This window comes from Streptomyces flaveolus (assembly GCF_044765825.1).
In the GTDB taxonomy this organism is placed as follows: Bacteria; Actinomycetota; Actinomycetes; order Streptomycetales; family Streptomycetaceae; genus Streptomyces; species Streptomyces flaveolus.
In genome coordinates this window covers 40,893-52,591 of the sequence record NZ_JBIWKU010000004.1, presented here as the reverse complement: position 1 = coordinate 52,591, position 11,699 = coordinate 40,893, and the positions used below count along the sequence as shown (strand labels likewise).

7 protein-coding genes are annotated in these 11,699 nt (G+C 73.8%); 1 reads left to right on the top strand and 6 read right to left on the bottom strand.

The features are described 5' to 3' along the window. Positions 1 to 22: 22 nt before the first annotated feature. The 4 genes from ACIRG6_RS13475 to ACIRG6_RS13460 all read right to left on the bottom strand — a co-directional run bounded on the left by ACIRG6_RS13475 (position 23) and on the right by ACIRG6_RS13460 (position 4,782). Complete coding sequence (locus tag ACIRG6_RS13475; protein ID WP_364821912.1) at positions 23 to 1,090, bottom strand: zinc-dependent alcohol dehydrogenase family protein; 1,068 nt, start codon at positions 1,088 to 1,090, stop codon at positions 23 to 25. A gap of 63 nt (positions 1,091 to 1,153) precedes the next feature. Next, a complete protein-coding gene (locus tag ACIRG6_RS13470) occupies positions 1,154 to 2,500 on the bottom strand; it encodes an MFS transporter (protein ID WP_403322550.1) in 1,347 nt (448 codons plus the stop codon). A gap of 203 nt (positions 2,501 to 2,703) precedes the next feature. Then, positions 2,704 to 3,528 carry a S1 family peptidase gene (locus ACIRG6_RS13465; protein ID WP_403322549.1) on the bottom strand — a complete coding sequence of 275 codons (825 nt, stop codon included), beginning with the start codon at positions 3,526 to 3,528 and terminating at the stop codon, positions 2,704 to 2,706. Between the two features lie 243 nt (positions 3,529 to 3,771). After that, positions 3,772 to 4,782, bottom strand: coding sequence for a lysylphosphatidylglycerol synthase transmembrane domain-containing protein (locus ACIRG6_RS13460; protein ID WP_403322546.1), 1,011 nt, complete (start codon positions 4,780 to 4,782; stop codon positions 3,772 to 3,774). Between the two features lie 126 nt (positions 4,783 to 4,908). On the opposite strand from ACIRG6_RS13460, the gene ACIRG6_RS13455 reads away from it, so the two are divergent. Further along, the gene (locus tag ACIRG6_RS13455) at positions 4,909 to 6,825 is read left to right on the top strand and encodes an ABC transporter ATP-binding protein (RefSeq protein ID WP_403323116.1); all 1,917 of its coding nucleotides are present in this window, start codon (positions 4,909 to 4,911) and stop codon (positions 6,823 to 6,825) included. Between the two features lie 44 nt (positions 6,826 to 6,869). On the opposite strand, the gene ACIRG6_RS13450 is transcribed toward ACIRG6_RS13455, so the two are convergent. Further along, positions 6,870 to 7,523 carry a TetR/AcrR family transcriptional regulator gene (locus tag ACIRG6_RS13450; protein WP_351135445.1) on the bottom strand — a complete coding sequence of 218 codons (654 nt, stop codon included), beginning with the start codon at positions 7,521 to 7,523 and terminating at the stop codon, positions 6,870 to 6,872. A 57-nt stretch (positions 7,524 to 7,580) separates the two neighbouring features. Then, positions 7,581 to 11,672 carry a type I polyketide synthase gene (locus ACIRG6_RS13445; RefSeq protein ID WP_403322544.1) on the bottom strand — a complete coding sequence of 1,364 codons (4,092 nt, stop codon included), beginning with the start codon at positions 11,670 to 11,672 and terminating at the stop codon, positions 7,581 to 7,583. Positions 11,673 to 11,699: the final 27 nt, after the last annotated feature.

Here is an 11,699-nt window from a genome sequence, read left to right as displayed (position 1 = left end):
GGACGGCGGCCGGCCGGGTTCGTCAGTCCTCGAAGACGAGGCAGACCTTTCCCGCGGCGCGGCCCGCGGCGGCCTTGTAGGCGTGATCGGCCTCGGCGAGCGGGAACCGGTCGCTGACCAGGCGCTCGGGGTGCAGTTCCTGCCGGGCCAGCAGTTCGGCCAGCCGGGTCATGCCCTGTACGGAGGTGACCCAGGACCCGGAGATGACGATCTGCTTGTGCAGGACGTCGTCCGAGACGTCCAGCGTCATCTGTCCGCCCTCGCCGACGAGAGCCAGTCGGCCGCGCACCCGCAGGGCCTTCAGGGCGAGGGAACGGGCTGCCGGATGACCGGAGCAGTCGACGGCCGCCTCCACCCCGGTGCCGTCGGTCAGCTCCCCGATCCGCTCCAGCGGCTCGGCGGAGGAGTCGAGCACCTCGTCGAACAGTCCCAGGGAACGGGCCCACTCCATCCGCTCCGGGACGACCTCGGCGCCGTACACGGTCCGCACGCCGAAGGCCCGCGCGACCAGTGCGGCGGCGGCGCCGACCGGGCCGAGCCCGGTGACGAGCAGGCGGTCCGCACCGCTGAGGGCGATGCGGGTGAGCGCCTCGTAGACGGTGCCGATGCCGCAGGCGATGAACGCGCCGTCGACGTAGGTCAGCGGCTCGGGCAGCGGGACGCAGGTGTTCTCCTCGGCGAGGAGATAGGGAGCGTGGCCTCCGTCGCGCTGCCACCCGTAGGCGGCGCGAGCCTCGGAGGTGCAGCCGATGAAGTAGCCGCGCGCGCACTCGTCGCACTGGCCGCAGCCGGAGATGTGATAGACGGCGACACGGTCACCGGGCTTGAGCCGCTTGCAGCCGGGACCGACCTCGACGACCTCGCCGGCCGGCTCGTGACCGGCCACGACGTTGTCGTACCGGGCGCCGCCCTCGCCGATGTGGCCGTTGTAGATGTAGTGGATGTCGCTGCCGCAGATCCCTGAGGCCCGGGTGCGCAGGACGACCTGACCGTGGCCGGGCCGGGGGCGGGGCGTCGCGCGCAGGTCGACGGTTCCGTCGCCGGGCAGGAAGGCGCCCGTCATCGTGGCGGTGCTGGTGTCTGTGCTCATGGTGTTCCTCGTGGTTCGGTGCTGCGCGCGTGTGTGCGCGGGCCGGTGGGGGACCGGGCCGGGTCAGGAGGACTGGAGGTCCTTGAGGGAGGCGGGCGCCGCCGGGACGGCACCACGGGCCGGGCGCGAACCGGGGTCCTCGGGGACGTCCAGGTAGCGCCAGGTGAGCAGGGCGCCGGCCAGGTACATGCCGATGTAGACGATGACGACGCCGGTGTGGCCCACGAGGGGGTCGACGACGGAGTACGTCAGCGGTCCGACGAAGGTGGAGAGTCCGGCGGCGAGGCTGTAGATGCCCATGGCGTTGCCCTTGTCCTCCTCGGGCACCAGGGACGGCAGCAGCGCGGACAGCGGGATGTAGCCGGCGAGCATGATTCCGTAGACGACCGTGGCCAGCAGCGCCACCGCGTAGTTGCCCGGCGCCATCTGCGGCACCCAGTAGACGAGCGCCACGCCGAGCGCACAGCCCACACCGCCGGCCCAGGCGATGGTGTCGCGCCAGCCCAGCCTGTCGCTCAACCGGCCGAAGAAGGGGTCGGCGAGGATGCCGATGACGCCCATGAAGGTGACCAGGGCCAGGTACTTCGACTCGCTGATGCCGATGTCGTCGGTGAAGAACGACGGCAGGAACACGAAGAACCCGAAGTAGGGCGTCGTGTTGATCATCCGGACCACCGCGGCGATGCCGATGCGCGGGTGGCGCTTCAGCACGCTGACACCGCGCAGCAGTTCGGACCGCAGGGAGAAGTCCGGGGCCGTGGTGTCGACCATGGGCCGCGTCCCGCGGGCCTCCTTCACGGCGAAGGAACCGATCGCCGCGCCGAGCACGACCAGCACCAGGGAGAGCCAGAAGGTGGAGTAGGCACCGACCAGCGGAATGCTGACGGCGGCGATCGCCGAACCGATGGTCGGCAGTCCCGCGCTGTAGGCGAACCAGAACCAGCCGGCGGCGGACCCGCGCAGTTCCCTGCGCGCCGTGAGCTGGATCCACAGGAGGAACGCGTAGGCGAAGAGGGGATACGCGATGCCCCGCAGTCCGTAGAAGACGTAGACGAGCAGCTGGTTGTGGCTGGGGAGGGCCACCGTGAGGAAGAGGACCTCGAAGACGATCCAGAGCACCGCCCCGATCCGCATCACGCGGCGCGGTCCCCACAGGTTGGACAGGGCGCCGGAGAGCCAGGATCCGAGGGCGACGAAGGCGCCGTAGACGCTGATGACGAGTCCCGCGCCGGACGAGGTGAAGCCGCCGTCGCGCAGGTACGGCTCCAGGTAGTTGGACTCGACACCGTCGCCGATCATGAAGATCAGTACGGCGACATATCCCCACATCAGGGGGCGGGGGATGCCTATGCGCTCCACCCGGGGCAGCGCGCTGCGCGGCACCGTCGGCGCGCCGGGGGCTGTGCTCATCGAAGTTCCTTCCTGGGGCCCGGGACAGGCCGGGGACGTAGCCGGAAGCGGCAAGCGCAGCCATTAAATATGAATTAATCTGGGGTTTCAATGGTGGTACCGGTCACAGGGCGCGGTGACGTGCGTGGTCAGTGATGCCCTTTGCCCCGGTGCCCGTGCCTGCGGTGCGGCGAGCGGCACGGGCACCGTGCCGGTGTCCCGGATCAGCCGTTGCGGACCGTCGCCTGGTGGATCCAGCCCGCGTAGGCGGGCGCGCTGGTGTAGAGCCCCGGACCCTCGCTGCAGCGCACGCCCGGGGCACCGGGGCCCGAGGTGACGCCGATGAGTTCCCAGCGCCCCGTCCGGCCCCGCTGGAGCTGGGGGCCACCCGAGTCGCCGTTGCACGCCATGGCCTTGGGCACCCGGCTGATCGTGCACAGGCGGGTGCGGTCCGCGTAGCCCGGCGCGCACTCGGAGTCGGCGCCCCTGCGCGTGTCGAGTTCCTGGAGCCGCTCGGGGAAGACCCATCCGTCGAGGTCGGGTACGTCGACGATGGTGCCGAAGCCCAGGATCCGGGTCGGGGTGCCGGGCCGCCCCGGCTTGTCGGCGATGCGGAGGGGCTTCTCGGCGACCGGGCGGTCCAGGCGGATCAGAGCGAGGTCGTCGCGGTTGGGGCCGGTGCCGTCGCCGTTCCGGTAGCCCGGGTGGGACACCGTCTTCGCGACCGACCGGACCGTGCCCCCGGACGTCTTCCACGCACTGCCGATCCGGACGGTGCCGTCCAGGGTGACAAGCGTCGGGTCCACGCAGTGGGCAGCCGTGAGCACCCACTTCGGGTCGATCAACGATCCCCCGCAGACACCCTTGAACGCGGGGTCGTCCACACCCGTCACCGGGATCGACACCATGGACGGGTAACGCTGCGTGGAATCCTCCCCGTTGACGATGGCTTCGGCGCTGCCGGCCATGAGAGCGGCGCACGCCGCTCCCGTCAGGACCACCGCGGCGGTGCGCGCCACCGTGCGGCGCGAGGACGTCAAGCTGAACACTGGTTCTCCGATCGATCGAGCAGGTGCGACGTGCCCAGCCTCCGCGATCAAGAGGAACTGATCCATCCGGTCAGTGGGCCTGTCCGGGCTCCGGCGAGCGGGCCCGCGCAGGGTAGGGAGAACCCCCGGACGGCATGCTCCGCATCACCGCATCTGCAGGGGGTCCACCGCACCGGATGCCGTCACCGGTACCTTCCTCGGACACCCGGCTGACCACCACCACAGGGCCCGAGGGCGCCGCTCTCAGAGCACCTTCGTCCGCACCAGCACCGCCAGGGTCAGCGCTCCCGGCAGCAGCGGCAGCCACACGGTGATGACGCGGAAGGCGAGGACCACCGCCGTGGCCACGGCCGCCGGGCCGCCCGCCGCCACCAGCGCCACGACCAGCGCCGCCTCCACCGAGCCGATGCCGCCCGGCGTGGGCACCAGCGCGACCGCGACGGTCGCCGCCAGGTACGCCACCGCCATGTGCCCGGGCGGCACCCCGAGCCCCAGCGCCCGGCCGACCAGCACCAGCGCGGTCGCCTGCAGCGCGGGGAAGGCCAGCGCGCCGCCCCACAGCGCGAGCGCCCGCGCCGGGCGGGCGTGCACCGAGCGGGCCTCGCCGAGCGCCGTCCGCAAGAAGGAGACCAGGGCCGTCCGCAGCCGCCGCACCAGCACCAGCGCACCCGCCGCCACGACCGGCACCGTCCCCGCGGCGAGCAGCAGCGGGCCGACGGCCCCCTCGGGCAGCAGCGTGCCCAGCCGCAGCGCGCCGGGGAACGCGAGCAGCAGGCCGCCCAGCAGGGCCAGCCGCCCGGCGCTCTCCGCCAGCAGATACAGGGCGAGGGCGGCGGACGAACGGGCGAGAGGAAGCCCGCACACCGTCATGAACCGCAGGTTGACCGCGCTCGCGCCCAGCCCCGTCGGCAGCAGATGGTTGGCCGCGCCCGCCGCGAACTGGGTGGCGAGCAGCCGCCCCGACGGCAGCCGCTCCACCACCGCACCCTGCCGGGTGCAGGCGGCGGCCACCCAGGTCAGACACGTCACGCCGGCCGCCGACAGCAGCCAGGGCCCCTCGGCGTCGGAGAGCCGGCCGAAACCCTCGGCGAGCACCGACCGGTGCCGCACCGCCACCACGGTGACCAGCAGCAGCGGAAGGACACAGACGAGCCGCCGGACCGGACGGGCCCGGCCGTGCAGGCCGGCACGGCCGCGCCCGACGGTCGGGACACGGCCGGAAAGGGGCGTCTCGGGACGGCGTACCGCTGTCACATCACAAGACGTTCCCCGAGCCGCGCCAACTGCGGATGACCGGCGCGCGGACGCGGGCTTACGGATCGCGGGCACGCCGTCCTTGACCTCAAGGAAGCTCGAGGTCATACCGTCATCCGCATGAGCATGGAGACCACCGCCTGGACGCAGCTGCACAGCGTGATGAACGCCGAGCAGGAACGCCGTCCCTTTGCCCGCGCCACCCTGCGCCGCATCGGCGCCTTCGCCCGCCCGCACCGCCGCCGCATCACCTGGTTCGTGCTGCTCGGGGTGGCGACCGCTCTCTTCGCCGTCGCCACCCCCGTGCTGGCCGGAAAGGTCGTGAACGCCATCGTGACCGGCGGCGACGAGAGCACGGTCGTCCGCCTGGCCCTGCTGATCGCGGTGATCGCGGTCGCCGAGGCGGCGCTCGGCATCCTCTCCCGCAGGCTGTCGGCGACGCTCGGGGAGGGACTCATCCTCGACCTGCGGACGGCTGTGTTCGATCATGTGCAGCGCATGCCGGTGGCGTTCTTCACACGTACTCGTACGGGAGCGCTGGTCTCCCGTCTCAACAACGACGTCATCGGCGCCCAGCGCGCCTTCAGCAACACCCTGTCCGGGGTGGTCAGCAATCTGGTCACCCTGCTGCTGACCCTCGCCGTCATGCTCACCCTGTCCTGGCAGATCACCCTCGTCGCGCTGGTGCTGCTGCCGGTGTTCGTGCTCCCCGCCCGCCGCATGGGCCGCCGCATGGCCCGGATGCAGCGCGAGGCCGCCACCCTGAACGCCGCGATGGGCACCCGGATGACCGAGCGCTTCTCCGCGCCCGGCGCCACGCTCATCAAGCTGTTCGGCCGCCCGGAGGAGGAGTCCGCGGAATTCGCCGCCCGCGCCCGCCGCGTCGCGGACATCGGCGTGCGCACCGCCACCGCCCAGGCCGCGTTCATCACCGCGCTCACCCTGGTCTCCGCCCTGGCCCTGGCCGTCGTCTACGGCCTCGGCGGCTGGTTCGCCCTGCGCGGCACCCTGGACCCGGGCGCCGTCGTCGCCCTCGCGCTGCTGCTCACCCGCCTGTACGCGCCGCTCACCGCGCTCGCCGGGGCCCGCGTCGAGGTGATGAGCGCCCTCGTCAGCTTCGAGCGGGTCTTCGAGGTGCTGGACCTGACCCCGCTGATCGCCGAGAAGCCCGACGCCCGCCCCGTCCCCGACGGCCCGGTCGCCGTCGAGTTCGACGACGTCCGCTTCGGCTACCCGTCCGCCGACAAGGTCTCCCTGGCCTCCCTCGAAGAGGTCGCCTCCCTGGACACCCGCGGCGGTGACGAGGTTCTGCACGGACTCTCCTTCCGCGCCGAACCGGGCCGGACGATCGCGCTCGTCGGCTCCTCCGGCGCCGGCAAGTCGACCATCGCCCAGCTGCTGCCGCGCCTGTACGACACCGACGCCGGCGCCGTACGGATCGGCGGGGTCGACGTCCGCGACCTCACCGCCCGGTCACTGCGCGACACCCTCGGCATGGTCACCCAGGACGGCCACCTCTTCCACGACACCGTCCGCGCCAACCTGTTGCTGGCCCGCCCGGAGGCCACCGACACCGAGCTGTGGGACGCGCTGCGCCGCGCCCGCCTCGACGACCTCGTACGGTCCCTGCCCGACGGCCTCGACACCGTGGTCGGCGAGCGCGGCTACCGCCTCTCCGGCGGCGAACGCCAGCGCATGACCATCGCCCGGCTGCTGCTGGCCCGCCAGCGCGTCGTCATCCTCGACGAGGCCACCGCACACCTCGACAACACCTCCGAGGCGGCCGTCCAGGAAGCGCTCACCGAGGCCCTGGAGGGCAGGACGGCCATCGTGATCGCCCACCGGCTGTCCACGGTCCGGGCGGCCGACCAGATCCTGGTCGTCGAGGCGGGCCGGATCGTGGAACGCGGCACGCACGACGAACTCCTCGCGGCCGGCGGCAGGTACGCCGAGCTGTACCGCACGCAGTTCGCCGCGCCCGGGCCGGCCGGGGACGCGGCCGCCAGGCCGCGGCAGGCCGAGCCGGAGCCGTCAGGGCGTTGAGGCACGAAGGCGCGGGCGCCGCCCGGCCGGGCGTACCGCCGCCGTCACGTGTCGCCCCTTCTGGTGGGGGAGGGGATGACACGGGAGTGGGCCAGTACGCCGTCCAGGACGATCCGCAGCAGCTCGCGCAGTTCGGTGTGCAGGGGAGCCGCCGCCGCGGGGTCGCGGGACCAGCGGTAGAGCGCGCCCAGGTAGGAATCGCGCAGCAGGTTGCCCACGCGCAGCGGGTCGACGTCGGTGGAGATCTGCCCCTGCCGGCGGCCCTCCTCGATGATGCGCGCGAAGATCCGGCCGGTGTACGGCTCCTCGGTCAGCGGACGGCCGGCCTTCACCCACGCCTCCACCATGGCGGGGGCGTAGGCGAGTTCGGCCTCGTTGAACTCCGCGAGGGCGGTGACGCACCGGGTCAGGTGGACGGTGACGTCGTCCTGGCCGGAGTGCAGTGTCTCCTCCATGCAGGCCTCCAGTCGCTGGGCGCGGTCCTCGGCCCAGGCGGTGACGAGATCTTCCTTGCGCTGGAAGTAGTTGAAGAAGGTGCCGCGGGCGACGTCGGCCTGCTCGGTGATCTGGTCGATGGTGGTGCGGTCGTAACCCTGTTCGGCGAACAGCGAGAGCGCGGCGGAGTAGATGGCGTCCCTGACCCTCTGCTTACTGCGTTCGCGGCGCCCCAGGGGCCGGGCTGACTGGGTGGCGGACATGGGCTCCCCTGCTTCTCGACGGCTGTGTCCGGACTAGAGTCTATTTTTGACCCGCAGTCATAGATCAACAAGACCCATTTCGGCTACGTCGGCCGCGTCGGCTGCTTCGGTGCCGGACGGTGCGTTCGCGGCGGACGTGACGCTCGCCTCCTGGGACAGCCCCTCGACGAGCCGGGAGACGTCGCGCTCCGCCAGCAGGCGGCGGGGATGGACACGCCGGCCCAGGGCGCGGGTGAGCCGCGTGGCCAGTTCGGTGGCGAGCAGGGAGTCCATGCCCAGGTCGCGCAGCGAGCACCGGGCGTCCAGACGGTCGACGGTCGTGCCGAGCACCAGGGCGACCAGGCGCAGGACCGTGTCCGCGGTGTCCGCCGCCGGCCGGTTGCCGGACGCCGGTGGCCGCGACGGCGCCGTGTGCGGGACGTCGCCGGCGTGGACCGCGCGCCGCAGCCGGATGCCCTCGAAGGCCGCCCACGGTTCTCCGTCGCCGCCGTACAGATACAGGGCGCAGCACGCCCCGGCGGCGTCCGGGGGGTCGTCGCCCGCCTGCCGCCGCACCACGGCCCAGGCGGGACCCCCGCCGCCGGACCTCAGCCGTACGCGGTCGAAGCCGGTCGGCAGGAAGCGCCCCGGTCCGTCCGCCGGGCACACCGTGAGCACCGTCAGCAGGGCGGCCTCCAGGCCGGCGGCGTCCGGCCCGTGCGGCAACCGCATTTGGGCGATGGCCCGGTCCCGCCCCAGCCACAGGCGTTCCACCAGACGCAGGGGGGCGTCGACACGGCACCCCAGGCCGGCCGTCCGGTGGTAGAAGGCGTCCCCGGTGAGGTGCTCGGGGCAGTACCGCGCCAGTCCGTCCAGCGCCCCGTCGAGCGGTGGGACGTCGTCACCCGGGCCGGAGGCGGCGGTGACGCGACCGGTCACGAAGACATCGGTGTCCGGGCCGGCCCCCGCCTCCGTCCCGTCCTCGTCGGGCCGTGGCCGGGCACAGGGTCGGCCGTCGGGCGCCACGGCGACCTGGAACGCCGGCCCGCGGGCGCCGGGCGCGTCCTGCAGTACCACGCGCAGGGCCGCGTCCGCGACGGCGGCCAGAGGAGGCGGCGGCGCGCACAGCCGGACGTCCTCCAGGGTCGTCCACCCGTTCGCCGTCCGGCCGAGGGCGTCGCCCGCGGCCCGTGCGGCGGCGTCCAGGGCGAATGTCGGGGGCAGCGGTGCGGGGTCGCCCCAGTGGACGCCTGCGCCCGCCCGCTCCACGCCGAGCGCGGCCAACGCGACGTCACGGCTGCGGCGTCGCCGTGGGACGCCCCGGTCCGGAGCGGGCCGTGAAGCGGTCACGGGCGGGCCGAACTCCTCCGCGTCCCAGGCGTAGGAGGGCAGGGGGACCCGGCGGCCGCCGTCGGCGTACCAGCGCCGCCAGTCCACCCGGCCGCCGAAGGCGAAGACGCGTCCGGCCGCACGGGCGGCCAGTGCCTCCACCGGCTGACGGCGCACCATCACCGGCACGACGGTCTCCTCGGCGTCCGCCGCCCGCTGGGTGCGCCGCAGCGCCTGGTGCAGTACCGGATGGGGGCTCACCTCCACGAACACCGTCTCTCCGCGCTCGCCCAGAGCCCGCACGCTGTCCAGGAACCGCACGGGCCGGCGCAGGTTGTCCGCCCAGTAGTCCCCGTCGAGATCCGTGCCCGCCACCGGCGCGCGACGCACCGTCGAGAACATCTCGGTCGTGGCCGGCCGCGGCGTGATGCCGGACAGGCGGTGCGCCAGTTCGGTGCGCAGCGGTTCCATGGCGGGGGAGTGGGAAGGGACGTCCACGGGAACGGCGCGGCAGAAGACGTCCCGTGCCTCGAGCCGGTCGGACACCTTCCGCAGCGCCTCGTGAGGTCCGGCGAGCACGCTGTCGAACGGGGAGTTGACGGCTGCCACGCACACCGGCAGGTCCGCTACGGCGTCGGCCGCCTCGTGCTCCGGCAGGCCGACGACCAGCATGCCGCCGCGTCCGGCCGCCCGCTCCATGAGGGCGCTGCGGCGGCAGATGACGGCCGCGGCGTCGGGCAGGGTGAGGGCTCCCGCGGCCTGCGCGGCGGCCACCTCGCCCATGCTGTGCCCCAGGCAGACGTCCGGCTCGACGCCTCGGGCCCGCAGCAGTGCGGCCAGGGAGACCTCCATGGCCCACAGGGCGGGCTGGACCAGGCCGACCGCCTCCGGCAGTTCGCCGCCGTCCGCGGTGACGAGGTCGGTCACCGACCAGCCGAGTTCACCGGCCACCGCGGCGTCACAGGCGGCCATGGTCTCGCGGAAGGCCGGCTCCCGGTGCCACAGGCGCGCCCCCATGCCGGCCCACTGTCCGCCCTGGCCGGGGAACACGAACGCCACCGTGCGCCGGCCCGCCCGGGGAGAGGCCGCCATGCCCCCGTCGGGGATCTCCTCGCCCTCGGCCAGGGCGTTCAGGACGCGGGCCATGCCGGCGTGGTCGGCGGCGACGGCCCACAGACGGTGGGGGTGGGCGTCGCGGTGCACGGCGGCGCTGAAGCAGACGTCGCGCAGTGCCTGCCCGCGTCCCGCGCCGTCGACGAGGTGCCGGGCGTACCGTGCGGCCAGCCGGCGCAGTGACCGCCGGCTGCGCGCGCTGAGCACCAGCAGTTCGGGCGCCCGGCCGGGGGCGCGGTCCTCCGCCGGGCCGGCGGAGGTGCCGTGGTCCGGGTCGTGCGCGGCGGCAGGGACGCAAGCCGGGGACCCGGGCTCCGCCGGGCCGTGTGCCGCGGCGTCCCGGTGCCCGCCCCGGCCCTGTGGGGCTGCCGCGGTGTCCCGCGCCGTGGAGGCATGCGTGGTGAGGGCCGCTGCGGCCGGTGCTGCGGCGGTCATCGGGGAGGAGGCAGCCGGGGCGAGGTCGGTGATGACGACCTGGGCGTTGGTGCCGGAGAGCCCGAAGGAACTGGCCGACAGCAGGGGGTGCGGACCCCGCGGCGTCAGTGCGAGCGGCCGGTCGGCCACGCGCAGCGGCAGATCCCCCGCCGCGAGCAGGGGGTGGGGCCGGGTCAGGTGCAGACTGGCCGGGATCAGGCGGTGGCGGGCCACCAGTACGGTCTTGATCAGGCCGGCGATGCCCGCGGCGGCCTCCGTGTGCCCGATGTTGGTCTTCACCGAGCCCAGCGTCAGCGGAGGCCGCGCCTCGCGTCCGTCCAGCACCTCGGCCCAGGCCCCCAGTTCGATGCCGTCACCGACCCGGGTGCCGGTGCCGTGGGCTTCCGCGTAGTCCAGGTCGCCGGGGGAGACCGCGGCGCTGCGGCAGGCCGCGCGGATCATCGCCGCCTGGCCGCTGACCGACGGCTGAAGCATCGACTCGCCGCCGCGGCCGTCGTTGACCGTCGCACTGCCCCGGATCACCGCGAGCACCTCGTCGCCGTCGCGCACGGCGTCGGCGAGCCGCTTGAGCAGGACGGCTCCGGCCCCCTCGCTGCGCACGAACCCGTCCGCGTCGGCGTCCGCGAACTTGCACCGGCCGTCGGCGGCGAGCATGCCGCTGCGCGCGTAGGCGACGGCGTCCGCCTCGGTGAGGATGGCGTTGACCCCGGCGGCGACGGCGACATCGCACTCACCGGCCAGCAGGCCGAGCCGCGCCAGGTGGACCGCCACCAGCGAGGACGAGCAGGCGGTGTCGACGGTCAGGCTGGGTCCGCGCAGATCCAGCGCGTACGACAGCCGTCCCGACGTCACCGCCCGCAGCCGGCTGCCGGCCATGGCACCGGCGTCCGAGCCGGCGGCCGGGCCGCAGACGTCGGCGTAGTCGCCGGTCGCCTGGCCGACGTAGACGCCCGTGGCGGTTCCGGACAGGGTGGAGGGGCGTATTCCGGCACTCTCCAGCGCCTCCCAGACGACGTGCAGCAGCAGTCGCTGCTGAGGGTCCATCAACCGCGCCTCGCGGGGCGAGATGCCGAAGAAGGCTGGGTCGAAGGCCAGCAGGTCCGGCACGGTGCCGGCATAGGGAGGCGCGGCACCCGCCGACCACTCCTCCAGTGCGGGCCGGTCCGCGGGCAGGGGGCCGACCGCGTCCTCGCCGCGCCGCAGCAGCTCCCAGAACTGTGCGACGTCCGCCGCTCCCGGGAAACGGCAACCCATTCCGACCACGGCGATCCAGGAGTCGGTCGGCTGCGTCATGAGGTCTCTCCCTCCGGTGCGTATCGC

Excerpts from the sequence above, each read along its gene's own strand:
- ACIRG6_RS13455 (WP_403323116.1), top strand. The coding sequence starts at position 4,909 with ATGGAGACCACCGCCTGGACGCAGCTGCACAGCGTGATGAACGCCGAG.
- ACIRG6_RS13470 (WP_403322550.1), bottom strand. The coding sequence starts at position 2,500 with ATGAGCACAGCCCCCGGCGCGCCGACGGTGCCGCGCAGCGCGCTGCCC.
- ACIRG6_RS13445 (WP_403322544.1), bottom strand. The coding sequence starts at position 11,672 with ATGACGCAGCCGACCGACTCCTGGATCGCCGTGGTCGGAATGGGTTGC.
- ACIRG6_RS13475 (WP_364821912.1), bottom strand. The coding sequence starts at position 1,090 with ATGAGCACAGACACCAGCACCGCCACGATGACGGGCGCCTTCCTGCCC.
- ACIRG6_RS13450 (WP_351135445.1), bottom strand. The coding sequence starts at position 7,523 with ATGTCCGCCACCCAGTCAGCCCGGCCCCTGGGGCGCCGCGAACGCAGT.